The following is a 26,826-nucleotide window of genomic DNA, read 5'->3' as shown; positions in this document are numbered from 1 at the left end:
TTATCGCCCGACCGCGTTACCAACACGTAAAGACGCGGCCGACCGCGTCAGATCGCCAGGTATTCCGCCCGCAGCTTCTCGTTCTCCAGCACCTCTTGCGCCGATCCGTTGAACACGACGGATCCTGTGTCGAGGATCACCGCCCGGTCCGCCAGTTTCAGCGCGGCCACGGCGTTCTGTTCGACGATGACCGTGGTGATGCCCTGATCGCGGATGATCTTCAGGGTCTTTGCGATTTCCTGCACGATCACCGGGGCCAGCCCTTCGTAAGGTTCGTCGAGCAGCAGCACCTTGATGTCGCGGGCGAGCGCGCGCGCGATGGCCAGCATCTGCTGTTCGCCGCCCGACAGGGTGACGCCCTCCTGCTTGCGACGTTCTTTCAGCCTCGGGAACAGCTCGTAGATCCGTTCCAGCGACCAGCCGATGGGCGGGGCGATCTGGGCCAGTTGCAGGTTCTCCTCGACCGTCAGGCCCGCGATGATGCGCCGATCCTCCGGCACCAGCGCGATGCCAGCCGCCGCCGCCTGATGGCTCTTCATCAGGTGCAGCGGCTGGTGATCCAGCCAGATCTCGCCGTGCTTCAGCTCCGGGTTGCCCAGGCGCGCGATGGTGCGCAGGGTGCTGGTCTTGCCCGCCCCGTTGCGCCCCAGCAGCGCGAGGATCTCGCCCTCGCGGATGTCGAAGCTGACGTTCTGCACGATATAGCTTTCGCCGTAATAGGCCTCGATCTGCCAGACCTGCAGAAAGGGGCGGTCCACGGCGGCATTGTTCTTGCGCGGGTCGAACTGAGCGTTCATCGGCTGTGTCCTTCTTGAAATGGTCCCGTCACCGGGGCGTCAGATCTGCGTTTCACCCAGGTAGGCTTCGCGCACCTTGGGATGGACCTTAATGTCGTCCGGGCTGCCTTCGACCAGCGGGGTGCCCTGCGCCATGACCGTGATCCGGTCGGCGAGGCTGAACACGACCTGCATGTCGTGTTCGATGATCGCCATGGTGATCCCGCGCCGCTTGCGGATGTCCTTGAGCAGTTGGATCGTGTTTTCGGTATCCGCCCGCGCCATGCCGGCGGTGGGTTCGTCCAGCAGCATCAGGCGCGGTTCCTGCACCAGACACATCGCCATTTCCAGCCGCCGCTTGTCGCCGCGCGACAGGCTGGATGCGATGACGTCCGCCTTGCCCAGCATGTTCACCTCGTCCAGCATCGCCTCGGCTTGACGGCCGATCTCGCGCTCGTGGCGGACAGGTTCCAGCGCGTGCATGCGGAACGATCCGTCCCGCTTGGCAAAGCAGGGGATCTGCACGTTTTCCAGCACCGTCAGATCGGCAAAGATTTCCGGCGTCTGGAACACGCGGCTGATGCCCATCTGCGCGATCTCAAAGGGTTTGCGGCCCAGCACCGATTGCCCGTCGAACAGGACGGAGCCGCTGTCCGGGATCAGCTTGCCCACGAGCACGTTGAGCAGGGTGGATTTGCCAGCGCCGTTCGGGCCGATGATGGCGTGGACGGTGTTTTCCTGAATGGACAGGTTCACGTCGCCCAGCGCCTGCAAGCCGCCGAAGCGCTTGTTGATGCCCTTGATTTCGAGGATTCCCATGGCTTGCGTTCCTTATTCTGCAGGCGACTGGCGGGCGGCGTCGCGGTCGGCGGCGGTGGTCGCCGTGGACCGGCGGCCGAACAGACCGGCCAGCCTCTGACCGCCCTCCACCAGACCACCGGGCAGGAAGATGACGATGACCATGAACAACAGGCCCAGCGTCAGGTGCCAGCCTTCACCGACAAAGGGATGGATCACGGTGACGAAGAAGTTCTCGATCCCGTCCGGCAGGAAGGCGAGGGCGTTGTGAAGCACCGACTCGTTGATCTTGGAGACGATGTTTTCCAGATACTTGATCACGCCGGACCCCAGCACCGGCCCGATCAGCGTGCCGACGCCGCCGAGAATCGCCATGACCACGATCTCGCCCGATGCGGTCCAGAACATCCGCTCCGCCCCGGTCAGCGGGTCCATCGCGGCCAGCAGGCCACCGGCCAGACCGGCATACATGCCCGAGATGATGAAGGCGCGCAGCATGTAGGGTTTCGCGTTCAGGCCGGTGTAGTTCATCCGCGTCTGGTTCGACTTGATGGCCCGCAGCATCATGCCGAAGGGCGAGCGGAAGATGCGGATCGACAGATAGAACGCCGCGATCAGCATGATCGCACACAGATAGTAGCCAACCTGGAACGTGAACGCCCAGTCGCCAAGCCGCAGCGTCGTCGCCTGCGCCATCGGCAGACCGAAGAAATGCGGGCCCGACGGCGCACCGGCGGCGGCCAGATACTGCGGATCCGACGGATAGACCTGCAGGCCCGTCTCGCCGTTGGTCAGCGGCGTCAGCACCGAATAGGCCAGCGCATAGGACATCTGCGCAAAGGCGAGGGTCAGGATCGAGAAGTAGATCCCCGACCGCCGCAGGCTGACGAAGCCGATCACGACCGAGAAGAGACCGGCCACGACGACCGACAGGATGATCGCGGGCACGATGTTGAAGCTGAGCAGCTTGAACATCCACACGGCGGCGTAGGACCCGACGCCGAGGAACGCCGCATGACCGAAGGACAGATAGCCGGTCAGGCCGAACAGGATGTTGAAGCCCACGACGAGGATGCCGAAGATGGCGAACCGCTGCATCAGCGCGGGATAGCCCGCGTTGAACGTCTGCCCCAGCGCCGAGTTGACCGGGAAGGGGTTCAGCAGGACGGGAGCGAGCAGCGCGAGCACGACCACGATGGCGAACAGGGTGAAGTCTTTGCGTGTCAGACCCAGCATGGGATCAGTCCTCCATCACGCCGGCGCGACCCATCAGGCCCCGCGGACGCGTCAACAGAATGATGATGGCAACGACGTAGATGATGATCTGGTCAATGCCCGGCAGGATCGCCTTGACCTCGTTCATGGATGCAAAGCCCTGCAGGATGCCCAGCAGGAACCCGGCCAGCACGGCCCCCGGCAGCGACCCCATGCCGCCGACGACGACCACGACGAAGCTGAGCACGAGGAAATCCATGCCCATGTTGTAGTTGGGCGACACGATGGGCGCATACATGGCCCCCGCAAGGCCTGCGACGGCGGCGGCCAGACCGAACATCAGCGTGAACCGCTTGTCGATGTCGATGCCCAGCATCCCCACCGTTTCCCGGTCGGCCATGCCGGCGCGGACCACCATCCCGAAGGTGGTGAATTGCAGGAACGCGAAGACGGCTGCGATGATGACGGCGGAGAAGCAGAAATAGACCAGTCGCCAGATCGGATACACCACGGCATTTGGCTGAAACCCGAGGTAGGTCCCGATGTCGACGGACCCGCTGAACATGGCGGGGGCGGGCGACTGGATCGGGTTCGCGCCATAGACCGCGCGGATGATCTCGCCCAGCACGATGGCCAGACCGAAGGTCACGAGGATCTGGTCCGCATGGGGCCGCTTGTAGAAATGCTTGATCAGGCCGCGTTCCATCGCCCAGCCGACGAACAGCATCACCGGAATCACGAGGATGATCGACAGCGGCACCGCCCATGTGATCATCGCCTGTGCCGTATCGACCCCCACGAGACTGGCGAGATAGGGCACCTCGGTCTGCATCGGATTGCCGAGGAAGTCGGTCCGGGTCGGATCGACGACCAGATGGCTCCATGTCAGCAGGCGCTGCATCGTGACGGCGCAGAACGCGCCGATCATGAACAGCGCGCCGTGGGCAAAGTTCACGACCCCCAGCGTGCCGAAGATCAGGGTCAGGCCAAGGGCGATCAGCGCATAGGCCGATCCCTTGTCCAGACCGTTGAGGATTTGCAGGATGATGGCGTCCATCGTCGGTCCGCTCCTTTCGGGGGCTCGGTCTGTCGGGAATGGGTCGGGGTGTGGCGCAGGGTGTATGGCCTTCGGGGTGGGGGCCGGCGACGTGCGCCAGCCCCCCGGGTCGTCAGATCAGGCGCCGACGGCGCATTCGCCCAGCGTGCCACCGGCGAACATCGGGTGATCGTCCGCATATTCGACCTGCGCGCGCGGCGTGGTTTCCACGATGGACAGGGTGTCGTAACCCACCATGTTCGCGTTGCCCGACGCCGATGCGATACCCTGCATGACCAGCACGTCCTTGAAGCACTGGTGATCGGACGCACGGTACAGCGTGGCCCCGTTGCCCATGCCGTCGAACTCGAAATCCTCCAGCGCCTCGACCACGGCGCAGGGGTTGAACGACCCGGCCCGCGTGACCGCATCCGCATAGAGCATCGTCTGCACATAGCAGGTGTGCGCGGCGTTGGACGGCGGGAAGCCGTACTTTTCGCCGAAGGATTTGACGAAGGCCAGCGTGGCCGCGTCCTGCAGCTGCCAGTTCCAGTTCATCGAGCCGTAGACGCCCTCGATGTTGGAGCCTGCACCCTTGGCCATCAGTTCCGAGTAGAGCGGCACGACGATCTGGAAGTCCTTGCCGTTCACCTGCTTGCCCTTCAGGCCGAACTGCACGGCCTGCGTCAGCGAGTTCACCATGTCCCCGCCGTAGTGGTTCAGCACGAGGATATCGGCACCCGAGTTCAGCACAGGCGCGATGTAGGACGAGAAGTCGCCGGCACCGACGGGCGTCAGCACGTTCTGCACGGTTTCCCAGCCCACGGCCTCGGTCGACGCGGCCATCGATTCCTGCTGCGTCCAGCCCCAGGTATAGTCGGCGGTCAGGTGATAGGCGCGGCGGTCGGTGCCATAGACCTTTTCCAGCACCGGCGTCAGCGCGACAGCGGACTGATAGGCGTTGAAGAAATGGCGGAAGCCGTTGCGCTTGCGGTCCTTGCCGGTCGTGTCGTTGGAGTGGGTGAGACCCGCCATGAAGATGACGCCAGCCTCCTGGCACAGGCCCTGCACGGCGATCGCCTCGGACGAAGACGACCCGCCGGTGATCATGATGCAGCCGTCCTTCTGGATCATCGACTGCGCGGTGGCGCGCGCGACGTCGGCCTTGGTCTGCGTGTCGCCGCTGACGAAGGTCACCTTCTTGCCCAGCAGGCCGGTCCCGTCGAGGACCTTGGAGCTGAAGGTCGACAGCATGCCGCCGTCACCTTCGCCGTTGATGTGTTGCACCGCCAGTTCCTGTGCGCGCAGCTCGTCCAGACCCTCTTCCGCATAGGGGCCGGTCTGCGGCACGTTGAAGCCGAAGGTCACGGTGTCGCCGGTGGGCGCGTTGGTAAAGCCGCTCTCCTGCGCGCGCAGGTAGGTCGGCAGCATCAGGCCAGCACCCGCGATGGCCCCGGTCTTGAGCACGCCACGGCGTGAGAAATGCGATCGTGTCATGGTATCCCTCCCTCATGTTTCGCGGCCTTGGAACCCTCCCGTTCCGCGACCTGCACTTGACAGCGCTTGCGGCAGGATGGGGCGGCTTGTGCAATTTTCATAACGGTGGTTTCGCGGCGGTTGTCGGTTTTGTAAATTTCTGCACAATTGCTCTGGTGGAATTGTAAATCGACGGCGGTTGCGCCTGCGGTACCGGACGGGCGCCTTGGTGTGGTGGTGCGTGATGCGGTATGGCTGCGGGTAGGGACGAGGAGGAGGTGCGATGGACAGGACCGGATCGCGGATCAGGGCGCGGCGCATGGACGCGGGGATCGCCCAGCGCGATCTGGCGCAGGCGGCGGGCATTTCGGCCAGCTACCTCAACCTGATCGAACACGACCGCCGCCGCATCGGCGGCAAGCTGCTGGGGCGGCTGGCCGCAGAACTGGGGCTGGAGGCGGCGACGCTGGCCGCCGGTGCCGACGCCGCCCTGATCGCACAGATGCAGACCGCCGCCGTGGGCCAGCCCGACACGGGCGCGGACCCTGGGCAGGCCGCCGATCTGGCCGCACGACATCCGGGCTGGGCCCGGCTGATCGCCGCACAGGCCCGCCAGACCGCCGCACTCGAGGCGCGGACACGGCTGATGGCCGACCGCCTGACCCACGATCCCGCGCTGTCGGAGGCGCTGCACGGCATCATCGCCGCCGTCACCGCGATCCAGTCCACCGCCGCGATCCTGACCGGCGACCGGCCGGTGGACGCCGATTGGCAGGCCCGGTTCCACCGCAACATCCATGACGAGGCGCAACGGCTGGCCCAGACCTCGGCCGCGCTGACGGCCTATTTCGACACGCCGGCCGAGGGGCCGGTGCCGGCCCTGTCCCCGACCGACGAGATGGAACAGGTGTTGTCGCTCACCGGCTTTCATCGTCCCGCGCTGGAAGGCGGCTTTGTCGGCACCCCTTTGCTGGATCCGCCCGTGTCGCCGGCGGCGCGCGATCTGCTGGCGGCCTTCGACGCCACCTATCTGGCCGACGCATTGGCGCTGCCGCTGGACGTGATCGGTCCCGTGGCGCGGGCCGAGGGATGCGATCCGCTGCGCGTCGCGACCCGTCTGGGACGCCCGCTGTCGCAGGTCATGCGGCGGCTGGCCGTGCTGCCCGACAGCGACCTCGGTCTGCTGATCTGCGACGCGGCGGGGGCGATCCGCCTGAAAAAGCCGCTGCCGGGAGTGGCCTGGGTGCGGGGCGGCCTGTGTCCGCTGTGGCCCGTGTTCACCGCCCTCGGACAGCCGGGGCGGCCCGTGACGGCGCAGGTGCAGTTGCCGGGGGCTGCAGGCACGCGGCTGTGGTGCGATGCGGTGGCCGACAGCATCCCGCATCCCGCAGGCCCGCACATGCCGCCGCTGATCGCGGCGGTGATGCTGGTGCGCCCCGACGCGGCCCCCGGTCCGGTGCCGCCGGTGCCTGTGGGGGCCGGGTGCCGCGTGTGTCCGCGCGGCGATTGTCCCGCGCGCCGTGAACCGGCTGGCGTCACGCTCAGCAAGGCCTTTGACTCCTGAGGCATCCGCCGCGATAGTCGCTAGGTTGCAGCGCCCCGGGGAGGGGGCGGTGCACCCACCGGTCCGCGCCGCAACCGCGGCGCCGCACCGGTGCTAGGGGGCGATGGGGGGAGTGCTGCACGATGGCCAGACGTGTCCTGCTGATCGAGGACGAGCCGAACATCATCGAGGCCATCAGCTTCATTCTGTCGCGCGACGGGTTCACGGTGCACACGCATCAGGACGGGGCCACGGCCATGGCCAAGGTGCGCGCGCAGCGGCCCGACATGATCGTCCTCGACGTGATGCTGCCGGGCCGGTCTGGCTATGACATCCTGCGCGATCTGCGTGCCGATGCCGCGACCGCCGACCTGCCCGTGCTGATGCTGACCGCACGCGGGCAGGCCAAGGACCGCGCCCTTGCGGCGGATCTGGGTGCTGATGCCTTCATGACCAAGCCGTTCTCCAATGCCGCGATCTGCGCCGAGGTGCGCCGTCTGCTGGCCGTGCGCCACGATGGTGCGGCAGCCACGGCGACCGTCGCATCCGGCACCGGTGCCGTCGCAGCGGCACCTGCCATCCCGCCCTGCAACGCAGGGGTCGTGCGGGATGCCTGACGTGACGCACGCGGCGGTGCACGGGAACGGTGACGGTACTGGTGCTGACGCCGCGACAGGTGCCGGGGGCGGCACGCACCACGCCGCCGGCCGGTCGGCGCTGCCGGTGCGCCCATCGCCCATGTCGCGACCGGGCCTGTTCCTGGCGCGCGACATCTATCGCCAGCGGCGCCTGCGGGATGCGGCGCGGATGCTGCCGGTGCTGGGCGCGATCGTCTGGCTGATGCCGCTGATGTGGCGACGAGAGCCGGACGAGGCGGGCGGCACCGCCGCCGCCGTCGTGTTCCTGTTCGCGGGCTGGGCGCTGCTGATCGTGCTTGCGGCCCTGATCGCGCGCCGTCTGACGCCGGTCGCGGTGGACGCGGATGCCCCGCGCTAGCCTGCGGTCCGGTGCCGGGTCCCGGATCCGATGATGTCGTTCAACGCCCTGATCGTCGCGGCGCTGGCCTATGTGGCGTTCCTGTTCGTCGTGGCCTTCATGGCGGAACGGCAGGCGTCGCGCGGGCAGGGCGGCTGGCTGCGCCTGCCCATCGTCTATACGCTGTCGCTGTCGATCTACTGCACCGCCTGGACGTTCTACGGCGCCGTGGGCTACGCCGCACGGTCAGGGCTGGAGTTCGTGACGATCTACCTCGGCCCGACCCTTGTCATGGTGGGCTGGTGGTGGATCCTGCGGCGGCTCGTGCGGATCGGGCGGGCGCAGCGGATCACCTCGCTCGCCGACCTGATCTCGGCCCGCTACGGCAAATCCACCACGCTCGGCGTGATCGTCACGGTCATGTCGGTCGTGGCGGCGACCCCCTACATCGCCCTGCAGCTGCAGTCCGTCACCCTGTCGTTCCAGGTCTTCGCACTTGCGGGCGGGGCCGACTGGGCGGGGCCTGAGATCAACCGTTTCGCCGTATGGATCGCGATGGGCCTCGCACTCTTCACCATCGTCTTCGGCACCCGCAACCTCGACGCGAACGAGCGGCACCACGGCGTCGTCATCGCCATCGCGGTCGAGGCGGTGGTCAAGCTGGTCGCCCTGCTGGCCGTCGGCATCTTCGTCGTCTGGGGCCTGTCGGACGGCGTGGGCGCCATCCTGACCGAGATCGGCACGTCGCCCATCAGCGACTGGACCCAGTCGGGCAGCCGCTGGGCGGGGCTGATCTTCCTCTCGGGTGCCGCGTTCCTGTGCCTGCCGCGCATGTTTCAGGTGCTGGTGGTCGAGAATGCGGACGAACGGCATCTGGCCACCGCAAGCTGGGCCTTTCCCCTGTATCTGCTGCTGATGAGCCTGTTCGTCATTCCGATCGCCGTGGTCGGCCTGCGGGTGATGCCGCCGGGATCGAACCCGGATCTGTTCGTCCTGACCCTGCCGCTGGCGTCTGGGCAGCAGGGGCTGGCGGTGTTGTCGTTCCTCGGCGGCTTCTCGTCGGCCACGTCGATGGTGATCGTGGCGACCATCGCCCTGTCCACGATGGTGTCGAATCACATCGTTCTGCCGGTCTGGATGCGCGCGGGCCGCGCGCCGGGGGCCACCATGTCGGGCGACGTGCGGCGCGTGGTGCTGCTGGCGCGCCGGTTGTCGATCGGTGGGGTGCTGGCGCTGGGCTACCTCTATTTCTGGCTGTCGGGCGGCGGCACGGCGTTGGCGGCCATCGGTCTTGTGTCGTTTTCAGGCGTGGTCCAGGTGCTGCCGGCGATGATGGGCGGCATCTTCTGGCGCGGTGCGACGCGCACCGGGGCGATCCTCGGGCTGGTCGCGGGGTTCGGCGTCTGGGTCTGGTGCCTGTTCCTGCCCAGTTTCGGCTTGGACGCGGTGATGTCCGCCACGGTCATGCAGGACGGCCCCTTCGGTGTGTCGTGGCTGCGGCCAGAGGCACTGTTCGGCATCACGGGCGTCGATCCGGTGCTGCACGGGTTGTTCTGGTCGCTGCTGGTGAACACCGGCTTGTTCTTTGCGGGTTCCGTCCTGTCGTTCCCGGCGCCGCTAGAACGCCTGCAGGGGGCCGCCTTCGTCAACGTCTTCGACCACACCGCAGGCGGTCCCGCCTGGGCCAGGTCCGCCGTCGCCGCCGAGGATCTGCTGATCATGTCGCAACGCATCCTCGGTGCGGCACAGGCACAGGCGATCTTTGCGCAGGAGGCGGCGCGACAGGGGCGCAGCGATGGCCTGCCCGATGTCACACCGGCCTTCGTGGCAGGGCTGGAGCGTGAACTCGCAGGCTCTGTCGGGGCGGCCACCGCACATGCGATGATCGCGCAACTGACGCAAGGTGCCGCCGTCACCGTCGAGGATCTGATCGCGCTCGCCGACGAGACGGCGCAGATCCTCGAATACTCGAACAAGCTCGAGGCGAAGTCAGCCGAACAGGACCGCACCGCGCAGGCGCTGCGCGAGGCGAATGCAAAGCTGATGGCCCTGTCGGTGCAGAAGGATGCGTTCCTGTCCCAGATCAGCCACGAGTTGCGCACGCCGATGACCTCGATCCGGTCGTTCTCCGACATTCTGCGCGAGGGCGGGATCGGCCCCGCCGACACGCAGCGCATGGCGGGGATCATCAACGCCGAGGCGCTGCGTCTGACGCGACTGCTGGATGACCTGCTGGATCTGTCTGTGCTGGAAAACGGTCAAGTGACGCTGCACATGCAGCATGGGCGGCTGGACGACCTGCTGGACCGCGCCGTGGCGGCGGCGGGGGTGTCGCGGGGTGCGGACCGGGTCGCCGGGTTGCAGATCCTGCGCGACCGGACCGCCGAGGCGGTCTGGCTGGACACAGACCTCGACCGTCTGGCGCAGGTCTTCATCAACCTGATCGCCAATGCGTCGAAGTATTGCGATGCGGCGGCTCCTGCGCTGATGATCCGCGTCAGGGATGCAGGCAGGGCGGTTAGCGTCGATTTCAGCGACAACGGTCGCGGCATCGCCGCACAGGACCGGGCCGTGATCTTTGAGAAATTCTCGCGGCTGGGCGATTCGTCGCGCGCCGGTGGCGCAGGGCTGGGGCTGGCCATCTGCCGCGAGATCATGGGCCGTCTCGGCGGAGACATCGCCTATGTCGTGCAGCCGCAGGGCGCGTGTTTCCGTGTCACGGTGCCAGCGCACGTCGATGAGATGGCGGCTGCCGATCCCGGTCCGTCGGCCCGGTCGGCGTGATGGCTGGCCCCGCGGCGTAAGCACACCGTCAACCATTTTGCGTCAGACAGGCGTCATGTGGATATGTGCGAATGGGGGGCCGTCGGAATGACCATGGCGACAGGTGCAGGTGTGCTAGGCCGGATGACGCGGCGCAGGGCACCCGATGTGCCCGATGTGCCGCTGACGGCGTCCCGGGCTGTGCGGCTGGCCGTGGAACGTGCGGCGCAGGCCACGACGGGACTGACCGTGACGGTGGGGCAGGTGGCCGAACTGGTGTTGCCGCTGGATCGCCTGCTGGCCGATTGCGGCGGTGACATGCTGCTGCTGGCGCTGATGCGCGACGGTGCTGTCTGCGGATTGATCGGTTGCGACGCGGGGCTGGTGTCCGCCCAGATCGAGATGTTGACGACGGGCCGGATTGCGCCCGGCTCGCCGGACCTGCGCCCCGTCACCCGCACCGAAGGGACGCTGGCCCAGCCCCTGCTGATCCAGATCCTGGCCGAGATGGAGGAGACGACAATCCGCACCGCGCTGGATGGATGGATGCAGGGGGCCGTCCTCGGCACCCGTTTCGACACGCCGCGCGCAGCGGGGTTCGAATTGGCGGATCAGTTCTATCGCCGGATCACGCTGTCGCTGAGCTGCGGCGACGCCGACCGGCCGGGGCAGCTGATGCTGGCCCTGCCGCCGCAGGCGGGGACGGCGGCGGTGCCGGGGGGGCGTCAGGACCGGGCGGCCGACCGGGGCGCCGACCGGGCCGCCGACTGGCACGATCGGTTCCGCACGGCCGTTCTGGCCGCCCCGGCGCGGCTGGATGCGGTGCTGCACCGCATGACCGTTCCTGCCGCCGTTCTGACGGCCATGGACATCGGACAGATCCTGCCGCTTCAGGGGTGCACGGTGGGGATGGTGCGGCTGGAGGATCCCCTTGGCCGGACCGTCGCGCGGGGCCGGCTGGGCCAGATCGGGGGCCACGTCGCCGTGCGGGTCCAGCACAGCGCCGACACGGTGCCGATGGTGGATCTAGCGATGACAGAGATGTCCGATGCGCCAACCGGCCACGGCAGGTCCGGCGATCCGGCAGCGGTGCGCACGATCAGGACCCGCGCCACCGACAGTCCGGTGGTGCAACTGGACCTGCAGGTCAGCACCGGCGATCCCGTGTCCTGAACCGGGTCGGGCCGCACCCAGCAGCCGGGCTTTTGCCGACATGGGACAAGTGTTGACGGTTCGGGTCGGGTCGCAACGCGAGCGATCGGCAGGTCGCCCGCATGATCCTGTATGTGTCAGGCAACCGCCACTGGCGCATGCGGCACTCTTTTCGGCGACCAAAGGCGGGGCCCCCGCCATGCTGGCAGGACCTTGGTCAGCCGCGCGGTCAGCGATGCACCGATCGCCGCCGCACTTCGGCCTGCCGCGACAGGACTGCGGACCGCACATCCCACCGCGCTGCGCAGCACCGAAGGTCGCGGTGGCCGCCATGCCGGCGGGCGCGGATCAGTCCGCGTCGCCCAGCCTGCCGCGCAGACCTGCGATGTCATAACCCGCGACCGAGGCTGCGGCGATGATGGCATCGGGCGGTTGATGACCCGCCTGTCCCAGCGCCCAGACGATGGTGGACCGGGTGCCGGACGCGCAGTAGGCCAGCGTTTTGCCATGGCCTGCGGCCTCGCTCTGGGCTGTCACCATGTCGTCGTCCAGCCCGTGATGGGTCACCGGGTTCAGCACGAAAGTCATGCCCGCCGCCTCGACCGCGGCCTGCAGGGCTGGGGCCTGCTGGTCCGGGGGCACTTCGGCGTCGGGACGGTTGCAGATGACGGTGTCGAACCCTGCGGCCTTGATCGCGGGCACGTCGGCCACGTCGATCTGCGGGCTGACGGCATAGTCGGGGGTGATGTTGCGTATATCCATGGCGACTTGGTAGCCGCGCACGGGACCTGCGTCCAGTCGCTTGGCACCGCGTCCATGCACCCGGCTGGTGCGGTGGCGTCAGCTCAGGATCACGCCGACCAGCACCATCATCAGGCCCAGCATCGCCGACATGAACGAGGCGAGGTTCACCGGCATCATCCGGCCGATCCGTGCGCGCAGCGCCGCGTCGTCCAGCCCCTGCCGCCGCGCCCGTGCCACGCCGACGATGGACCAGACCACGCCGGCCAGCCCCAGCACCGATATCGCGGCACCCACCCAGATCAGAACCGTCATGCCATTCCTCCAACCGCTGTAGCGGCGTTACCGTGTCGGGGCGCGCCGTGCAAGGCATCCGACCTTGCAAGGATTCGGACCGCAGGCTAGGACGGACCCCTAGTCCGCCGCGCAGGAGCCGCCCATGTCCGATACCGCCAGCCTTCCCTCCGATAACGTCGCCGGCGAGGAGCTGCGCCAGTTCATCGAACGATTCGAGCGGTTGGAGGCGGAAAAGAAGGACATCGCCGAAGCGCAGAAGGAAGTCATGGCCGAGGCCAAGGGCCGTGGCTACGACGTGAAGGTGCTGCGCAAGATCATCGCCATGCGCAAGCGCGACAAGGACGATCTGGACGAGGAAGAGGCCGTGCTCGAGATCTATCTCGCCGCCCTCGGCATGAGCTGACGCAACGCGGTGACGGGTGCGCCGCAGCCGCGCACCCCGACGCGTGATGGTGCGTCAGCGCAGCCCCTCAGGGGGCCACGAAGGTCACGTCAGGCATCCCGGCGATCAGGGCCACATCCTCGTCATAGGCCGCCGACAGGTCCGCCACGTCGTCCGCCGTCATGCCCGGCAGATCCACCGTCTCGTCCACCACGTCATCGCGTGCGTATTTGTCGAGGAAGGCGGCGATGACCTGCCGCTTGTGGGCATCGTTACGCGGCGGATGCGCCCGCAGATAGGCAAGCAGGCGCCCCATCCCCTCCTGCGACATGATCGTGGCCAACAGGTCGAACCCGCCGGTGATCTTTACGTCATGGTCGAGGCCCGCGATATCGCGCACCAGTTCGGACCAGATCAGCGGCGTATCCTCGTTGCACCAGACGGTCAGGGCCGCCTGCGGGGCGATGCGTCTGATGCGGCGCACCAGATCGGACCATTGCAGGTTGTGCGGATCATGCCCCTGCAGGAACGCGGCATAGCTTTCGGCCTTGGACCGCGCATAGGCGTCGGGCAGGAACGTCGCCGGATCGCGCAGCGCCAGATAAATGTCGAACTCGTCCTGCGGGAACAGCTGCATCATGCCGCGCAGCTTGAACTCGGCCTGCGGATAGAACAATCCGTTCTCGAAGATGCGGTTGGGGATGCAGATGAAGTTGGTGTTGCTCAGCACCAGCCGGTCCGGCACGGCGTCGCCCACGATCGAGTCGAGCAGGATCTGCCGCGCATCCGGCCCGGGCGTGCTGCCGTTCAGCACCTGAATCGTCTCGCGCAGCAAGCGGCGATACTTGCCGGGGCCGGGGGCGCCCACGTTGTGCGCCGCCATCACGTCGCCGTTCTTGAGGATCGACTTCAGCAGCATGTCCTGATCGGTGCAGTTGGCACCGATGTGCAAGGCGATTTCCATGGTGGTCCTGTCGCGCGGAAGGGGCGTTTCGCCGCACAGCATAGCTTGATTCATGGACAGTGGAACCGGTTTCCGCTAGCCGCTGGGACCATGTCGCAGCAGATCATGCACCCCGGACCCACGCCGCGTCCGCCGCAACGGCCCCCGCGCGGGGTCAGGATGGACCCGTGGTCGGCGGGTGCCGTGCTGGTCGCCGTCGTGACGATCGCGCCCATCGTGGCGGTGATCTGGTTCGCCCTGAACCCGACCGAGAACATCTGGCCCCATCTGCTGTCCACGACGCTGCCCCGTTACATGGGCAACACGCTGGTAATGATGCTGGGCACCGGTGCGCTGACGGCTGTGGTCGGCACCGTGACCGCGTGGCTGGTCGTCATGTACCGCTTTCCGGGGCGTGCGTGGCTGCAATGGGCGCTGCTGATGCCGCTGGCGGTGCCCGCCTATGTGGGGGCCTATGCGCTGGTCGATTTCCTCGATTATGCGGGGCCGGTGCAGACCGGCCTGCGCGCGACCTTCGGCTGGGCGGATTCGCGCGACTACTGGTTCCCGCAGATCCGGACGCGTGGTGCGGCGATCCTCGTGATCGGTGCGGCGCTGACGCCTTACGTCTATCTGCTGGCCCGCGCGGCGTTCCGGGAGCAGAGCGGTGCGGGCTTCGAGGTGGCGCGCGCGCTGGGGGCCGGGCCGGTCGCGCGGTTCTGGCGCGTCGGCCTGCCGCTGGCGCGGCCTGCCATCGTCGCAGGCACGGCCGTCGTGATGATGGAGACGGTCAACGATTTCGGCACGGTGGACTATTTCGCCGTGCAGACCCTGACGACGGGCATCTTCTCGGTCTGGCGGCAGGGCGGCAATCTGGGTGGGGCTGCGCAGATCGCCTGCGTGATCCTTGCGGTCATCGTGATGCTGGTGGGGCTGGAACGGGCGACGCGTCGTAGCGCCCGGTTCGCCGGATCGGCCCGCAACGTGCGCCCGGTCACGCCCGCGCAGCTTTCGGGGCCGGGGGCGTGGGTCGCGACGGCGGTTTGCGCGTTGCCGGTGCTGGTGGGGTTCGTGCTGCCGGTGGCGGTGCTGGGCAGCCATGCGCTGTCGGCGGCGCAGTGGACCGCACCCGGTCTGGCACAGGCGCTGGTCCGCACGCTGGTCGTCTGCGGCACCGCGTCCGCCATCGCGGTGCTGGCCGGGGTGTTCATGGTCTATGGCACACGTCTGTCGGGCCACCGGCTGCCCAAGCTGCTGCTGCCGGTGTCGGCCATTGGCTATGCCGCACCGGGGGCGGTGCTGGCGCTGGGCATCCTCGTGCCGATGGCGGCGTTCGACAACCGGCTGGCCGATCTGATCCTGGCTGTGACGGGGACCGATCCGGGTCTGCTGCTGACGGGCAGCGCCGGGGTGCTGGTGCTGGCCTATGTGGTGCGGTTCTTCGCGATCTCGCAGGGGGCGGCGGATGCGGCCCTTGGCCGGGTGCCGGCCAGCCTGCCGATGGCGGCGCGGTCGCTGGGCCGGTCGCCGGGGGCCGTGCTGCGGGCCGTGCACCTGCCGCTGATCCGTGCCAGCGTCGGCTCCGCGCTGCTGCTGACCTTCGTCGATGCGGTCAAGGAACTGCCCGCGACCCTGATGCTCTACAACCGCGAGACGCTGTCCACGCGGGTCTATGCCAAGGCCAGCCTCGAGAATCTGGCCGAGGCGGCACCGGCGGCGCTGGTGATCTGCGCTGTGGGTCTGTGCGCGGTGCTGCTGCTCGCCCGCGCGAACCGCTGAAGATCCGTGTCGCGGTGCGTGCAAACCCCTCTTGTGCGGCCACCGGACCCACGCTAAACCGCCCCCAGTGCCCCTATAGCTCAGCTGGTAGAGCAACTGATTTGTAATCAGTAGGTCCGCGGTTCGAGTCCGTGTGGGGGCACCATTCCTGATCACCGGTCTGACTGACATACGGCACCGAGGCATCACGCCTTGACGCGTTCGTTGGGCGAGTATTGCGGGTGCGCGTGCTGCTCCTCGCCATAGCGCCGTTCCCGGGCGGCCAAAGATCGCGCTCTTTGCCGTCGCGCTCAGCCCGCATCCGGCACAAAGCTGGCCGTCCGCGCAGCAAAAGGCCCGGCCCCGATCACGGGAGCCGGGCCTGTTGGATCAACTCGGGGAAAGCCTCAGGCTGCCTTGGCGGCACCCTGACCGAAGCGGCCGTAGAAGCTTTGCCCCTTGTCGGCCATCTCGCGCAGCAGGGCGGGGCAGGCGAAGCGGTCGCCATAGGCCGCCTGCAACTGGTCGCATTGTTCCGCCGCATAGGGGGCGCCGATGATGTCGAGCCAGCTGAACGGGCCGCCCGACCACGGGGCGAAGCCCCAGCCGAGGATCGCGCCCACGTCGCCTTCGCGGATATCGGTCAGCACGCCATCCTCCAGCGCGCGCACCGCCTCCAGCACCTGTGCGAAGAGCAGGCGGTGCTGCACGGTCACCAGATCGGGCTGGTCGTCCGCCACCGGGTATTGCGTCGCCAACTCCTCCCACAGGCCCAGCCGCTTGCCCGCGTCGTCATAGGCGTAGAAGCCCGACTTCGACTTGCGACCCATGCGGCCTTGGTCGGCCATGGCGAACAGCACATCGTCCACCGCACCGTCCGGATAGGCGTCGCCCATCGCGGCCTTGGTGGCCTTGGCGATCTTCACGCCAAGGTCGATGCTGGTCTCGTCCACCAATTGCAGCGGGCCCAAGGGCATGCCGACCAGCTTGGCCGCATTCTCGATCAGCACGGGGCTGACGCCCTCGGCGACCATGCGGATGCCTTCGTTGATGTAGGGGATGATGCAACGGTTCGCGTAGAAGAACCGCGCATCGTTCACCACGATCGGCGTCTTGCGGATCTGGCGCACGAAATCCAGCGCCTTGGCCACTGCGACATCGCCGGTGCCCTTGCCGCGGATGATTTCCACCAGGTTCATCTTGTCCACGGGGCTGAAGAAGTGGATGCCGATGAACTTTTCCGCGTCATTGGCGGCAGCGGCCAGTTCCGTGATTGGCAGGGTCGAGGTGTTGGTGGCGAAGATGCAGTTGGGGCCGGTGACGGCCTGCACCTTCTTCGTCACGTCGGCCTTCACGCCCATGTCCTCGAACACCGCCTCCACGATCAGGTCGCAGTCCTTCAATGCCGCATAGTCGGTGGTCGCCTCGATCAATGCGAGGACTTCGTCCTTCTTCTCGGGCGTGGCCTTCTTGCGCGCGATGCCCTTGTCCATGTGGTCGGCGGTGTAGGCCTTGCCCTTGTCCGCGGACTCCTGACTTGCGTCGATCAGCACGACCGCGATGCCGGCCATGGCCGACACCAGCGCGATGCCAGCCCCCATCATGCCGGCGCCGATGACGCCGACCTTGCGCACCTTCTGGTCGGGCACGTCGGGACGGTTAGCACCCTTCTCCAGCGCTTCCTTGTTGATGAACAGGCTGCGGATCATCGCCGACGACGACGGGTTCAGCAGCACATGGGTGAACCAACGCGCCTCGATCTTCAGCGCGGTATCAAAAGGCACCATCGCGCCTTCATAGACCGCGCTCAACAGCGCCTTGGCCGCCGGATAGACGCCCATCGTGTTGCCGTTCACCATGGCGGATGCACCGACGAAGGTCATGAAGCCTGCGGGGTGATAGGGGGCACCGCCGGGCATCTTGTAGCCCTTCTGGTCCCACGGCTTCACGATGTCGGCATCCTTTGCGGACAGCACCCAGGCCTTGGCTCTGTCCAGCAGCTCTTCCGGGGCCACGACCTCGTCCACGATGCCCGCGCGCATGGCGGCCTTGGGATCGTTCAGCTTGCCCTGCAGCAGCAGCGGACTGGCCGCCATGGCGCCCAGCTTGCGGCTGATCCGCGTGGTGCCGCCGGCGCCCGGAAAGATGCCGACCATGATTTCCGGCAGGCCGATCTTGGCGCGGGCGTTGTCGGCGGCAAAGATGCGGTGACAGGCCAGCGGAATTTCCAGACCGATGCCCAGCGCCGTGCCGGGCAGGGCGGCGGCGATCGGCTTGCCGCCCTTCAGCGTCTTGGGGTCCATGCCCGCACGCTCGATCCGGCGCAGCACGGCGTGCATCGCCATCACGCCGTCGAAGATGCCCTGCGCGGGATCGTCGCTGTCGTCGCGCATCCGGGCGATGATGTTCAGGTCCATCCCACCCGCAAAGCTGCCGGCCTTGCCGGAGGTGATGACGATGCCCTTCACAGCGGCATCGTCCAGTGCCTGCGCCACGAGGGCGTCCAGATCGGCGAAGCCCTGCTGGCTCATCACGTTCATGGACTTGCCGATGGTGTCCCAGGTGATTACGGCGACGCCATCCGCGCCGGTGGCCATGGTGAAATCGGTCATGTGTCTCTCCCTTGTGTCGGTGTCGCAGCCGGGCCTGTCGTCCCTGCGGCGGAAGGTGGTGTATCGGTATGGATCAGGTGGCGATAGGTGGGGGCCATGCCGCTGCTGAGTTCCGTGGCGCGCCAGATGCCGTCCTGACGGGTCAGGATGATGGTGGATGCGAACCGCGGCATGACCCTGTGACCGTTGCTCAGCAGGTCGGTGGAATAGGTCCCGGCAAGACGGTCGTCGTCCAGTCCGACGCTGTCGTGCGCCGTGCGGATCATGTGCGTGACCCGGAGAGTGTCGAACATCGACCGCCACAGCGCGAACTTGTCCCGCAACTGGTCGCGCGTGACGATGCTAGACCGTCCAACAGGATTGACCACCAGCAGCGGCTGGCCCATCGTATCGGCCCATCCGTCGAAGTCGTCGGCAAAGACGAGGGCCGCAACCCGGTCGAGCCAATCCTGCAGAAGCGTAGCGGACATGCTTCAGACGCGTTCGATGATCGTGGCCGCACCCATGCCGGATGCGATGCACAATGTGGCGAGACCGGTGGATTTGCCTGTCCGCTCCAGCTCGTCCAGGAGCGTGCCGATGATGATCGCCCCGGTGGCACCCAGCGGGTGGCCCATGGCGATGGACCCGCCGTTCACGTTGACCTTGTCCGCGTCCACGTCAAACCGCTGCATGAAGCGCAGAACGACCGAGGCGAAGGCCTCGTTCACTTCGAACAGGTCGATGTCCGAGATGCTCATGCCGCTGTCGGCAAGGATCTTTTCCGTCACCGGCACCGGCCCGGTCAGCATGATCGTGGGATCGGTGCCGATCTTGGCGGTGGCGCGGATCACGGCGCGGGGCTTCAGGCCCATGGCCTCGCCCCACTCTTTGGACCCGATCAGCACGCCTGCGGACCCGTCCACGATACCCGAGGAGTTGCCCGCGTGGTGGATGTGGTTGATCCGCTCGAGGTGGGGATACTTCATCAGCGCCACCTTGTCGAAACCGGGCATCGTCTCGCCCATGTCCTTGAAGCTGGCCTTCAGCGCGCCGAGGCTCTGCATGTCGGTGCCGGGGCGCATGAACTCGTCATGGCCGAGGATGGTCAGACCGTTCATGTCGCGTACGGGGACAATGGACCTCTCAAAACGGCCATCGTCCCAGGCCGCTTTGGCGCGCCGCTGGGATTCCACCGCCAGCGCATCCGCGTCGTCGCGGGTGAAGCCGTATTCGGTGGCGATGATGTCGGCCGAGATGCCCTGTGGCACGAAATAGGTGTCCATGGCGATGCTGGGGTCCACGGCGATCGCCGCCCCGTCGCTGCCCATGGCGACACGGCCCATCATCTCGACCCCGCCGGCGATATAGGCTTGTCCCGCCCCGCCGCGGATCTGGTTGGCGGCGAGGTTCACCGCCTCCATGCCGGATGCGCAAAAGCGGTTGATCGCAAGCCCCGGGATCGACTGGTCGAGGTCGGAGGCGAGCACGGCCGTCCGCGCGAGGCAGCCGCCCTGTTCGCCGACCTGCGTGACGTTGCCCCAGATCACATCCTCGACCGCGTGGCCCTGCAGGTCGTTGCGCTCTTTCAGCGCGTTCAGGATGCCTGCTGATAGGCGGGCGGAGGTCACCTCGTGCAGGGCACCGTCGGCGCGGCCCTTGCCGCGGGGGGTGCGCACGGCGTCATAGATATAGGCTTCGGTCATGGATCTGGTCCTTCTGGTCAGGTCGGGTCAGGCGGCGGGCAGGGCCCGCGGCATCAGGTCATAGGGGTGGGCCCAGCCGGGCGTGGCCGCGATGCGGTCCAGCCACGCGTCCACATGGGGAAATTCCGCGCGGTCGAAGCCGAAGGGCTCGGTGTAGAACAGATAGCCGCAGCAGGCGATGTCCGCGACGGTCAGGGCGTCGCCCGCGAGCCAGTCGCGGCCCGTCAAGTGCACCTCCATCACCTTCAGCGCCGACTTCAGCCGCATCAGAAGAAAGGCGTTCACGTCCGCGTTGCGCTTGTCCTCGGGCAGGAAGTTGGTGTTGAACCGCAACGTCCCGGCCACGCCGCTGACCTTGTGGTTGTCGAAGAACATCCAGCGCAGGATCTCGCGCCGCTGGTCGGCGCTGCGGCCCCCCAGCTTGCTGGTCTTGGACGTGATGTAGTCCTGAATGACCGCCGACTGGGAGATGACAAGATCACCATCCACCATCACCGGCACCTCGCCCATGACGTTGAGCGACCGGAACGCGGGCGTCCGCGTGCCACCGTTGAAGAAGTCGACGAAGACCGGCGTCCACGCGACCCCCGCCAGCGTCATGGTCAGCGCCGCTTTGTAGGCATTGCCGCTTTCGCCGAAGCAATAGAGCTGGATCGTCATGTCGGTCCTCTCGGTCGGTCGCGCCTGCGGCGCGATGTTTTGAGTATTTCTGAAAAAGCGAGGACAGGACCTGGCCTGCTTTACCAGCCGTTAACCGCGTCGCGGCAAAATGGTGTCACGGTACAAGCTGGAGAGCCGATGACCGTAAAAAGCGAGGACCCGGTCCGTCGTGCTGCGCCTCTCCCGACGGGGTTGGGGAACTCTCTGCGGATCGGGCCACATTGGATGTCCTCGCTTTTTGGGAAATACTCCCCCGCGGGAGGCGTCCCGCCATCCCGGCCCATCCCACCATCACGTCTTGCGCGCCTCCAGTTCGGCATTGAACAACCGCAACCGGTGGCCGAACGTGTCCTGATCCAGCACAGAGTCGAAGTTCTCGAACAGGAACGACAGCGCCTCGCCTTCGTCCAGTCCGGCATCGCGGGCGAATTTCTTGAGGCGGCGGTAGCCGTCCTCGGTCATGGCGACCGGAAAACGGCGGGTCAGGCGCAGGCGTTTGGGCATCGCGGAATCTCCTTGGCCTCATCGTGTCCTGCGAGAGGGTAGGGCGGGGCGGACCCCGCCGCCACCCGTCTCAGAACTGCGCGGCGTCCAGTGCCATCACCGTCCCGGCGCCGGTGTTGATGCGCGCCAGATGCAACGCCGTCGCCGGCAGTTGCCGCGCCATGTAGTAGCGCCCGGTCGCGATCTTGGTCTCGTAGAACGCGGTGTCGGCGGCATTGCCCTCCAAAGCCGCCATCGCGGCCTTGGCGCTGCGGGCCCACATGTAGCCCAGACACACATGCCCCATCAGGTGCATGAAGTCGTAGGATCCCGACAGCGCATTGTTCGGGTTCTTCATGGACCCCATGAAGTACATCGCCGCCGCCTGCATGTCCTTGCTCGCGGCCTTCAGGGGGTCGAGGAAGTCCTTCTCGAGACCCTCGTTGCCCTCGTTGTCCTTGATGAAGGTCTTGATCATCTCGAAGAAGCCCATCAGGTGCTTGCCGCCGTCCAACGCCAGCTTGCGGCCCACGAGGTCGAGCGCCTGCACGCCGTTGGCGCCTTCGTAGATCATGGCGATCCGGGCGTCCCGGGCGAACTGGGACATGCCCCATTCCTCGATATAGCCGTGGCCGCCGTAGACCTGCTGGGCGGCGGTGGCATACTCGAAGCCCTTGTCGGTCAGGAAGCCCTTGATGACGGGCGTCATCAGCGACACCAGACCTTCGGCATCCTTGTCGCCGGTCTTGTGTGCCTTATCCAGCAGCATCGCGCCCCAGAACGTGAAGGCCCGCGCGCCTTCGTTGAAGGACTTCTGGTCCATCAGGTTGCGGCGGATGTCCGGGTGCACGATCAATGGGTCGGCGGGCCCTGCGGGGTTCTGAGCGCCGGTCACGGCACGGCCCTGCAGGCGGTCGTTGGCATAGGCCACGGCGTTCTGATACGCGACTTCGGACTGCGAATAGCCCTGCAGGCCCACGCCCAGACGCGCCTCGTTCATCATGACGAACATCGCGCGCATCCCCTTGTGCGCCTCGCCGATCAGGTAACCCACGGCCTCGTCGTAGTTCATGACGCAGGTGGAGTTGCCGTGGATCCCCATCTTCTCTTCGATCTTGCCGACGCTGACGCCGTTGCGATCGCCCAGGGTGCCGTCGTCCTTCACGATGAACTTGGGCACGATGAAGAGCGAGACGCCCTTGATGCCGTCCGGGCCGCCGGGGATCTTGGCCAGCACCAGATGGATGATGTTGTCCGCCAGATCGTGGTCACCGGCCGAGATGAAGATCTTCTGTCCCGTGACGCGGTAAGGGCCGTCGTCCTGCGGCACCGCCTTGGTGCGCATCAGGCCCAGATCGGTGCCGCAATGCGGTTCCGTCAGGTTCATCGTGCCGGTCCATTCGCAGGACGCGAGCTTGGGCAGGAACATGTCCTTCTGCGCGTCCGACCCGTGGGCGAGGATCGCGGAATAGGCACCGTGGGTCAGACCCTGATACATGTTGAACGCCATGTTGGCGCTGACCATGGGCTCGTTCGCCGCCGTGTGCATGACGTAGGGCAGGCCCTGGCCGCCATACTGCTCTTCCGCGTCGAGCGCGGTCCAGCCGCCTTCGCGGACCTGATCGAAGGCCGCCTTGAAGCCCGTGGGCGTGCGTACCACGCCGTTTTCCAGATGGCAGCCCTCGATATCGCCCACCGCGTTCAGCGGCTGCAGCACGTTGGACGACAGCTTGCCCACCTCCTCCAGCACGGCGGATGTGAAGTCGCGGTCGAGGTCCGCGAAACCGGGGATGTCCTGCTGGGACACCTGCAGCACGTCGTGCAGCACGAACTGATAGTCCTTCAGCGGGGCGGTATAGCTTGGCATGGTGTCACTCCCTTGGCGTGTCTGCAGGGCGCAGGGGTCTGCGCGTTGTGGTGTCAGGCGGCGCTGTTGCGTTGCGCCGCGATCTCTTTCAGTTTGGCTGCACCCCAGTCCATCTGAGCCTTCAGCTCCGCGATGGCCTCGTCCAGCTCCGCCCGCTGGGCCAGCATGTAGGCCAGGTGCTTTTCGGCCAGCGCATGCGACTGGCTCAGTTGCGTCAACTGCCCGTCGCCCATTGCATAGAGGTCCAGCAGTTGCCGGATCTCCTCGAGGCTGAAGCCGAAGCGCTTGCCGCGCAGGATCAGCTTCAACCGCGCCCGGTCGGACCGGGTGAACAGGCGGCGCTGGCCCTCGCGGATCGGGAACAGCAGTTCCTTGGCCTCGTAGAAGCGCAGGGTGCGCGGCGTCACGTCGAAGGCATCGCACATCTCGCGGATGTTCATGGTGTCGGCGGCCTTCGTCTGGCTGTGTTTGGTCTGGCCCGATTTGGTCTGATCCGATTTGGTCTGGCCGGATGCGTGCTGGTGTGTGTCTTGGGTCGTCATCGTTTCGTTCTCCGTCTGGCGGTCATGGACACCAGATCGGCGCTATATCCGGATCATACAACGAACGTTGACGTTAACGTAAACATAACGTCACGTCAGAAAACCGCTGACGAAAGGTCACGCAAGATGCGGGCCGCGCTGCGCAACATCTGACGCGGCGTCAGCCCAGCGTGGCGGCCGTCTCGTCGCGCAGACGCTGCAACTCGGCCATCGTCTCGTCGAGCTGGCGGCGCTGTTCGGCCAGTTCCGCCATCTGGCGGTCGGCCATCGTGACCCAGGCCTGCATCTGGGCGGTGGTGCCTTCCTTCTCGTAGATCAGCAGCCACTGACGGATATCCTCCAGCGCAAAGCCGAAGCGGCGTCCGCGCAAGATGAGGGTCATCCGCGCCAGTTCGCGGGCCCCATAGAACCGCGCACGCCCTTCGCGCTCTGGCGTCAGCAGCTCGATGTATTCGTAATAGCGCAGGGTCCGCGGCGTGACGTCGAAACGCGTGCACATCTCCTTGAAGGACAGTCGGCTGTCGGGCATGGAATGCTCCTTTGATCCATAGCCTAGCGGTGCGTCCGGGGCAGGGCAATCGGCCAGCGTCGGTTCAGCGTCGCGTTAGTTCATGAAGCCCGGGGCGAGCCAGTGGAACCCGTAGGCCAGGATCAGCGCCGGCACCGTGGTATAGATGGTGGCCCGCATCGCGGCCCCCGGGTCCAGTGCGATGGCCGGAAACAGCGCATCCCCGTCGTTCGAAATCGCGTTGCCCATCAGGGCCGCGAACGGAATCACGCCGCCGACATACAGGGTCGTCACCAGCACCTGCGGCCCGCACCCCGGCACGAGGCCCACCAGCACGCCCATCAGCGGCAACAGCGGACCCACCGCGCTGAACACGGCCTCCAGATCGAAGCCGCCGTAGGCGACGAGGTAATCGTAGCCGAGATAGGCCCAGATCACCCAGACCGAGATGAAGGCGGTCTCCTCGGCCATGCGCGTGACGGGCGCGTCGCGGTCGTTGGTCATGGCCTGCAGGCGCGAGGTCGACCAGATGAACAGGCCGACCGCCGTGCCGCCAAGGCCCACGATGGGCAGCAGTGGGCCAAAGATTGCCGCAACGTCGCCGCCCATCACCTGCGTGACGCCGATCACCAGACCGGGCAGGGCGAACAGTCCGTAAGCGATGTCCTGCAAGCGGGTACGCCCGATCAGGGGGGCCAGCGCGCCGGTGCCGACCTTGCGCGCCGGGCGGTCGTGACCGGGCAGGGCATCGACGATCCAGCCGCTGACGATGCCCGCGACGAAGGACAACGGCAGCACCACCAGCGCCGCGTCGGGCCGCGTGGCGATCAGCAGGAAGGCCGCATCGCCCATGGTCGCCGTCAGCGTCGCCACCACCGCGCCGAACCGCACGTGGCCGGAACTGTAGGCTGCGACGACCATCACCGCGCCACCGCAACCGGGCGTCACACCAAGCAGCGCCGCCATCGGCACCTGCCAGCCGCGGGCATTGCTCAGCGTGTCGCCGATGTTGAAGCGGAAGACCCGCTCGGCGCCGTAGAACAGGATCAGCGTCGCCGCGACGAAGGCCGACACCTGCACGAAGGCGTCGGTCATCAGGCCGCGCGTCAATGCCCCCAGCGATCCCGGTGCCAGTGCCAGCGCCAGCAGCGACAGCGCCACGATCAGACGCGGCAACCGGAACGGGCCGATCGTGCGGCGCCGCCAGCCCGGTGCCTGCGCTGTGTCGGAAGGTGAATTCGGACCCGAAGGCGTGGCGATGGCCGATGTGGCAGGCATGTCGGTGTGGACCACTTTCAGATGCGGCTGTTTGCAGTTGCGACTTATTCTCAAAGCGGAACATAGGGGTTGCGCCCGCCTTCGCAAGTGCCAATTTGGCCGCGACCAGCGAAAGGCCCCCGCCATGACCGATGCCCCACAGGTGCCACTCGATCCCCGGCTCATCGCCTCCGGGCAGGACGATCGCCGCCAGGCGGACCGTCGCCTGCGGGCGGCGGGACAGTTCATCGCGATGATCCCCCATGCGGCGGCGCTCTCGATGACCCTGACCGAGGTGGGCGAGGGCGAGGCGACCATCACCATGCCCTACGACGACCGCCTCGTCGGCGATCCCGAGACGGGGGTGATCCATGGCGGTGCCGTGTCGGCGCTGATGGACACCTGCTGCGGGGCGGCCGTCATGGTGCACCCGGCGGCGGGCATGGGCACGGCGACCATCGACCTGCGCATCGACTACATGCGCCCCGCCACCCCCGGCCAGACGATCACCGCCCGCGCCACCTGCTATCACGTGACCAGGTCGGTCGCCTTCGTGCGGGCCGTGGCACTCGACGACGACACCGCGCGCCCCGTCGCCAGTGCCACGGGCGCGTTCACCGTCGAACGCCCCGCAGCGTCGCGGCCGGCGACAGGAACGGCGACATGACCCCCCGTCGCCCCCCCGAACCCGTGCAGGTGGTCAAGCAGCGCCGCGACACGACGCTGCAGCGCCTCGTCGCGGGTGTGCCCTACATCCGGTTCCTCGGCATCCGGTTCGAGCGTCATGGCGATGAGCTGACGGCGGTGCTGCCATACGCGGACATGTTGATCGGCAACCCCGCGATCCCCGCGCTGCACGGCGGCGTCACCGCCGCCTTCCTCGAAGTGGCGGCCATCGTCGAACTGAGCTGGGTCATGATCTGGGAGGACATGGAGGCCGGTGGCACGACGCCCGCCGCAACCGAAACGGCCGCCGCCCCCCTGCGCCGCCTGCCCAAGACCATCGACTTCAACATCGACTACCTGCGATCCGGCCTGCCGCGCGACGCCTATGCCCGCGCCCGCGTGAACCGCTCCGGCCGCCGCTATGCCTCGGTCCATGTAGAGGCGTGGCAGGACAACCGCGCACGCCTGTTCGCGCAGGCCACCGGCCATTTCCTGATGCCGCTGCGCGAGGATTGATCGCCGGACCATCCACGGCGGCCCCCGCCCCAAGCCGGCCCTGAACCCCGCGCCGTTTGGCGCCCGACACCGACCTGAACCCAAGACGCCCGTCCGCATTCTTCTGGTCAAAAATATCCCGGGGGACGGCGCAGCCGGGGGGCTGGCCCCCATGCAGCACCAGCGTCATCCCCGG

At 67.0% G+C, this 26,826-nt stretch carries 25 protein-coding genes, 1 tRNA gene and 2 pseudogenes; 10 read left to right on the top strand and 18 right to left on the bottom strand.

From position 1 onward, the window contains the following. Nucleotides 1–47: 47 nt before the first annotated feature. The 6 genes and pseudogenes from BMX16_RS01960 to BMX16_RS01940 all read right to left on the bottom strand — a co-directional run bounded on the left by BMX16_RS01960 (nucleotide 48) and on the right by BMX16_RS01940 (nucleotide 5,322). Nucleotides 48–797 (bottom strand): ABC transporter ATP-binding protein, encoded by a 750-nt coding sequence (locus BMX16_RS01960; RefSeq protein WP_089898101.1) that lies wholly within the window; start codon nucleotides 795–797, stop codon nucleotides 48–50. Nucleotides 798–836: 39 nt separating this feature from the next. Beyond that, nucleotides 837–932 carry an ABC transporter ATP-binding protein C-terminal domain-containing protein gene (locus tag BMX16_RS18315; RefSeq protein WP_425433991.1) on the bottom strand — a complete coding sequence of 32 codons (96 nt, stop codon included), beginning with the start codon at nucleotides 930–932 and terminating at the stop codon, nucleotides 837–839. Nucleotides 933–1,076: 144 nt separating this feature from the next. Further along, a pseudogene (locus BMX16_RS01955) lies at nucleotides 1,077–1,595 on the bottom strand (ABC transporter ATP-binding protein); the annotation flags it as partial. A 12-nt stretch (nucleotides 1,596–1,607) separates the two neighbouring features. Next, nucleotides 1,608–2,810: a branched-chain amino acid ABC transporter permease gene (locus BMX16_RS01950; protein ID WP_089898096.1), complete on the bottom strand. Its 1,203-nt coding sequence runs from the start codon at nucleotides 2,808–2,810 to the stop codon at nucleotides 1,608–1,610. Between the two features lie 4 nt (nucleotides 2,811–2,814). Further along, nucleotides 2,815–3,846 carry a branched-chain amino acid ABC transporter permease gene (locus tag BMX16_RS01945; protein ID WP_089898094.1) on the bottom strand — a complete coding sequence of 344 codons (1,032 nt, stop codon included), beginning with the start codon at nucleotides 3,844–3,846 and terminating at the stop codon, nucleotides 2,815–2,817. Between the two features lie 117 nt (nucleotides 3,847–3,963). After that, on the bottom strand, nucleotides 3,964–5,322 hold the full coding sequence (locus BMX16_RS01940) for a substrate-binding protein (RefSeq protein WP_089898092.1): 1,359 nt from the start codon (nucleotides 5,320–5,322) through the stop codon (nucleotides 3,964–3,966). Nucleotides 5,323–5,584: 262 nt separating this feature from the next. On the opposite strand from BMX16_RS01940, the gene BMX16_RS01935 reads away from it, so the two are divergent. The 5 genes and pseudogenes from BMX16_RS01935 to BMX16_RS01915 all read left to right on the top strand — a co-directional run bounded on the left by BMX16_RS01935 (nucleotide 5,585) and on the right by BMX16_RS01915 (nucleotide 11,755). Beyond that, nucleotides 5,585–6,865 carry an XRE family transcriptional regulator gene (locus BMX16_RS01935; RefSeq protein WP_089898090.1) on the top strand — a complete coding sequence of 427 codons (1,281 nt, stop codon included), beginning with the start codon at nucleotides 5,585–5,587 and terminating at the stop codon, nucleotides 6,863–6,865. A 122-nt stretch (nucleotides 6,866–6,987) separates the two neighbouring features. Continuing rightward, nucleotides 6,988–7,347: pseudogene (locus BMX16_RS01930) on the top strand (response regulator transcription factor); the annotation flags it as partial. A gap of 106 nt (nucleotides 7,348–7,453) precedes the next feature. After that, nucleotides 7,454–7,840: a hypothetical protein gene (locus BMX16_RS01925; protein ID WP_245731213.1), complete on the top strand. Its 387-nt coding sequence runs from the start codon at nucleotides 7,454–7,456 to the stop codon at nucleotides 7,838–7,840. 30 nt (nucleotides 7,841–7,870) lie between these two features. Continuing rightward, on the top strand, nucleotides 7,871–10,603 hold the full coding sequence (locus tag BMX16_RS01920; protein WP_089898087.1) for an ATP-binding protein: 2,733 nt from the start codon (nucleotides 7,871–7,873) through the stop codon (nucleotides 10,601–10,603). 87 nt (nucleotides 10,604–10,690) lie between these two features. Next, entirely contained in the window at nucleotides 10,691–11,755 is a 1,065-nt protein-coding gene (locus BMX16_RS01915; protein WP_177174541.1) for a FliM/FliN family flagellar motor switch protein, read from the top strand. 327 nt (nucleotides 11,756–12,082) lie between these two features. On the opposite strand, the gene BMX16_RS01910 is transcribed toward BMX16_RS01915, so the two are convergent. Next, nucleotides 12,083–12,496: a protein tyrosine phosphatase family protein gene (locus BMX16_RS01910; RefSeq protein ID WP_089898083.1), complete on the bottom strand. Its 414-nt coding sequence runs from the start codon at nucleotides 12,494–12,496 to the stop codon at nucleotides 12,083–12,085. Nucleotides 12,497–12,574: 78 nt separating this feature from the next. Further along, nucleotides 12,575–12,790 (bottom strand): hypothetical protein, encoded by a 216-nt coding sequence (locus BMX16_RS01905; protein WP_089898081.1) that lies wholly within the window; start codon nucleotides 12,788–12,790, stop codon nucleotides 12,575–12,577. Nucleotides 12,791–12,914: 124 nt separating this feature from the next. Between BMX16_RS01905 and BMX16_RS01900 the strand changes: the two genes are divergently transcribed. After that, nucleotides 12,915–13,175, top strand: coding sequence for a DUF2312 domain-containing protein (locus BMX16_RS01900; protein ID WP_089898079.1), 261 nt, complete (start codon nucleotides 12,915–12,917; stop codon nucleotides 13,173–13,175). A 67-nt stretch (nucleotides 13,176–13,242) separates the two neighbouring features. Here BMX16_RS01900 and BMX16_RS01895 read toward each other — a convergent pair whose 3' ends face one another. Beyond that, entirely contained in the window at nucleotides 13,243–14,118 is an 876-nt protein-coding gene (locus BMX16_RS01895) for a hypothetical protein (RefSeq protein ID WP_089898339.1), read from the bottom strand. Nucleotides 14,119–14,277: 159 nt separating this feature from the next. Here BMX16_RS01895 and BMX16_RS01890 point away from each other — a divergent pair, with 159 nt between their 5' ends. Together BMX16_RS01890 and BMX16_RS01885 are read left to right on the top strand one after the other, a co-directional pair. After that, nucleotides 14,278–15,876, top strand: coding sequence for an ABC transporter permease (locus tag BMX16_RS01890; RefSeq protein WP_245731212.1), 1,599 nt, complete (start codon nucleotides 14,278–14,280; stop codon nucleotides 15,874–15,876). A 69-nt stretch (nucleotides 15,877–15,945) separates the two neighbouring features. After that, a tRNA-Thr gene (locus BMX16_RS01885) sits at nucleotides 15,946–16,021 on the top strand. A 241-nt stretch (nucleotides 16,022–16,262) separates the two neighbouring features. Here BMX16_RS01885 and BMX16_RS01880 read toward each other — a convergent pair. From BMX16_RS01880 to BMX16_RS01840, 9 genes are all read right to left on the bottom strand, one after another. Further along, nucleotides 16,263–18,467, bottom strand: coding sequence for a 3-hydroxyacyl-CoA dehydrogenase NAD-binding domain-containing protein (locus BMX16_RS01880; protein ID WP_089898077.1), 2,205 nt, complete (start codon nucleotides 18,465–18,467; stop codon nucleotides 16,263–16,265). After that, nucleotides 18,464–18,937 carry a hypothetical protein gene (locus BMX16_RS01875; RefSeq protein ID WP_089898075.1) on the bottom strand — a complete coding sequence of 158 codons (474 nt, stop codon included), beginning with the start codon at nucleotides 18,935–18,937 and terminating at the stop codon, nucleotides 18,464–18,466. Before BMX16_RS01875 ends, BMX16_RS01880 begins: the two co-directional genes overlap by 4 nt. 3 nt (nucleotides 18,938–18,940) lie before the next feature. Then, nucleotides 18,941–20,152: an acetyl-CoA C-acetyltransferase gene (locus tag BMX16_RS01870; RefSeq protein WP_089898073.1), complete on the bottom strand. Its 1,212-nt coding sequence runs from the start codon at nucleotides 20,150–20,152 to the stop codon at nucleotides 18,941–18,943. Between the two features lie 27 nt (nucleotides 20,153–20,179). After that, nucleotides 20,180–20,812, bottom strand: coding sequence for a glutathione S-transferase family protein (locus BMX16_RS01865; protein ID WP_089898071.1), 633 nt, complete (start codon nucleotides 20,810–20,812; stop codon nucleotides 20,180–20,182). A gap of 291 nt (nucleotides 20,813–21,103) precedes the next feature. Continuing rightward, nucleotides 21,104–21,316, bottom strand: coding sequence for a hypothetical protein (locus tag BMX16_RS01860; RefSeq protein WP_089898069.1), 213 nt, complete (start codon nucleotides 21,314–21,316; stop codon nucleotides 21,104–21,106). 70 nt (nucleotides 21,317–21,386) lie between these two features. After that, nucleotides 21,387–23,162 (bottom strand): acyl-CoA dehydrogenase C-terminal domain-containing protein, encoded by a 1,776-nt coding sequence (locus BMX16_RS01855; RefSeq protein ID WP_089898067.1) that lies wholly within the window; start codon nucleotides 23,160–23,162, stop codon nucleotides 21,387–21,389. A gap of 53 nt (nucleotides 23,163–23,215) precedes the next feature. Beyond that, nucleotides 23,216–23,602, bottom strand: coding sequence for a MerR family transcriptional regulator (locus tag BMX16_RS01850; protein WP_245731221.1), 387 nt, complete (start codon nucleotides 23,600–23,602; stop codon nucleotides 23,216–23,218). 262 nt (nucleotides 23,603–23,864) lie between these two features. Beyond that, nucleotides 23,865–24,233, bottom strand: a complete 369-nt coding sequence (locus tag BMX16_RS01845) for a MerR family transcriptional regulator (RefSeq protein ID WP_089898050.1) — start codon at nucleotides 24,231–24,233, stop codon at nucleotides 23,865–23,867. 75 nt (nucleotides 24,234–24,308) lie between these two features. After that, entirely contained in the window at nucleotides 24,309–25,490 is a 1,182-nt protein-coding gene (locus BMX16_RS01840; RefSeq protein WP_089898048.1) for a putative manganese transporter, read from the bottom strand. Nucleotides 25,491–25,722: 232 nt separating this feature from the next. Here BMX16_RS01840 and BMX16_RS01835 point away from each other — a divergent pair, with 232 nt between their 5' ends. Together BMX16_RS01835 and BMX16_RS01830 are read left to right on the top strand one after the other, a co-directional pair. Further along, nucleotides 25,723–26,136: a PaaI family thioesterase gene (locus BMX16_RS01835; RefSeq protein ID WP_245731220.1), complete on the top strand. Its 414-nt coding sequence runs from the start codon at nucleotides 25,723–25,725 to the stop codon at nucleotides 26,134–26,136. Next, nucleotides 26,133–26,651 carry a PaaI family thioesterase gene (locus tag BMX16_RS01830; RefSeq protein ID WP_089898043.1) on the top strand — a complete coding sequence of 173 codons (519 nt, stop codon included), beginning with the start codon at nucleotides 26,133–26,135 and terminating at the stop codon, nucleotides 26,649–26,651. The genes BMX16_RS01835 and BMX16_RS01830 overlap by 4 nt, the downstream gene beginning before the upstream one ends. Nucleotides 26,652–26,826 lie beyond the last annotated feature (175 nt).

The sequence above is a fragment of the Loktanella fryxellensis genome, assembly GCF_900110065.1.
In the GTDB taxonomy this organism is placed as follows: Bacteria; Pseudomonadota; Alphaproteobacteria; order Rhodobacterales; family Rhodobacteraceae; genus Loktanella; species Loktanella fryxellensis.
The sequence above is the reverse complement of the archived record's forward strand: the minus strand, read 5'-3'. Positions and strand labels throughout refer to the sequence as shown.

Excerpts from the sequence above, each read along its gene's own strand:
- BMX16_RS01895 (WP_089898339.1), bottom strand. The coding sequence starts at position 14,118 with ATGGAAATCGCCTTGCACATCGGTGCCAACTGCACCGATCAGGACATG.
- BMX16_RS01880 (WP_089898077.1), bottom strand. The coding sequence starts at position 18,467 with ATGACCGATTTCACCATGGCCACCGGCGCGGATGGCGTCGCCGTAATC.
- BMX16_RS01915 (WP_177174541.1), top strand. The coding sequence starts at position 10,691 with ATGACCATGGCGACAGGTGCAGGTGTGCTAGGCCGGATGACGCGGCGC.
- BMX16_RS01910 (WP_089898083.1), bottom strand. The coding sequence starts at position 12,496 with ATGGATATACGCAACATCACCCCCGACTATGCCGTCAGCCCGCAGATC.
- BMX16_RS01960 (WP_089898101.1), bottom strand. The coding sequence starts at position 797 with ATGAACGCTCAGTTCGACCCGCGCAAGAACAATGCCGCCGTGGACCGC.
- BMX16_RS01870 (WP_089898073.1), bottom strand. The coding sequence starts at position 20,152 with ATGACCGAAGCCTATATCTATGACGCCGTGCGCACCCCCCGCGGCAAG.
- BMX16_RS01950 (WP_089898096.1), bottom strand. The coding sequence starts at position 2,810 with ATGCTGGGTCTGACACGCAAAGACTTCACCCTGTTCGCCATCGTGGTC.
- BMX16_RS01830 (WP_089898043.1), top strand. The coding sequence starts at position 26,133 with ATGACCCCCCGTCGCCCCCCCGAACCCGTGCAGGTGGTCAAGCAGCGC.
- BMX16_RS01835 (WP_245731220.1), top strand. The coding sequence starts at position 25,723 with ATGATCCCCCATGCGGCGGCGCTCTCGATGACCCTGACCGAGGTGGGC.
- BMX16_RS01865 (WP_089898071.1), bottom strand. The coding sequence starts at position 20,812 with ATGACGATCCAGCTCTATTGCTTCGGCGAAAGCGGCAATGCCTACAAA.
- BMX16_RS01855 (WP_089898067.1), bottom strand. The coding sequence starts at position 23,162 with ATGCCAAGCTATACCGCCCCGCTGAAGGACTATCAGTTCGTGCTGCAC.
- BMX16_RS01875 (WP_089898075.1), bottom strand. The coding sequence starts at position 18,937 with ATGTCCGCTACGCTTCTGCAGGATTGGCTCGACCGGGTTGCGGCCCTC.
- BMX16_RS01925 (WP_245731213.1), top strand. The coding sequence starts at position 7,454 with ATGCCTGACGTGACGCACGCGGCGGTGCACGGGAACGGTGACGGTACT.
- BMX16_RS01840 (WP_089898048.1), bottom strand. The coding sequence starts at position 25,490 with ATGCCTGCCACATCGGCCATCGCCACGCCTTCGGGTCCGAATTCACCT.
- BMX16_RS01890 (WP_245731212.1), top strand. The coding sequence starts at position 14,278 with ATGGACCCGTGGTCGGCGGGTGCCGTGCTGGTCGCCGTCGTGACGATC.
- BMX16_RS01935 (WP_089898090.1), top strand. The coding sequence starts at position 5,585 with ATGGACAGGACCGGATCGCGGATCAGGGCGCGGCGCATGGACGCGGGG.
- BMX16_RS01845 (WP_089898050.1), bottom strand. The coding sequence starts at position 24,233 with ATGCCCGACAGCCGACTGTCCTTCAAGGAGATGTGCACGCGTTTCGAC.
- BMX16_RS01900 (WP_089898079.1), top strand. The coding sequence starts at position 12,915 with ATGTCCGATACCGCCAGCCTTCCCTCCGATAACGTCGCCGGCGAGGAG.
- BMX16_RS01905 (WP_089898081.1), bottom strand. The coding sequence starts at position 12,790 with ATGACGGTTCTGATCTGGGTGGGTGCCGCGATATCGGTGCTGGGGCTG.
- BMX16_RS01850 (WP_245731221.1), bottom strand. The coding sequence starts at position 23,602 with ATGAACATCCGCGAGATGTGCGATGCCTTCGACGTGACGCCGCGCACC.
- BMX16_RS01860 (WP_089898069.1), bottom strand. The coding sequence starts at position 21,316 with ATGCCCAAACGCCTGCGCCTGACCCGCCGTTTTCCGGTCGCCATGACC.
- BMX16_RS01945 (WP_089898094.1), bottom strand. The coding sequence starts at position 3,846 with ATGGACGCCATCATCCTGCAAATCCTCAACGGTCTGGACAAGGGATCG.
- BMX16_RS01920 (WP_089898087.1), top strand. The coding sequence starts at position 7,871 with ATGATGTCGTTCAACGCCCTGATCGTCGCGGCGCTGGCCTATGTGGCG.
- BMX16_RS18315 (WP_425433991.1), bottom strand. The coding sequence starts at position 932 with ATGGCGCAGGGCACCCCGCTGGTCGAAGGCAGCCCGGACGACATTAAG.
- BMX16_RS01940 (WP_089898092.1), bottom strand. The coding sequence starts at position 5,322 with ATGACACGATCGCATTTCTCACGCCGTGGCGTGCTCAAGACCGGGGCC.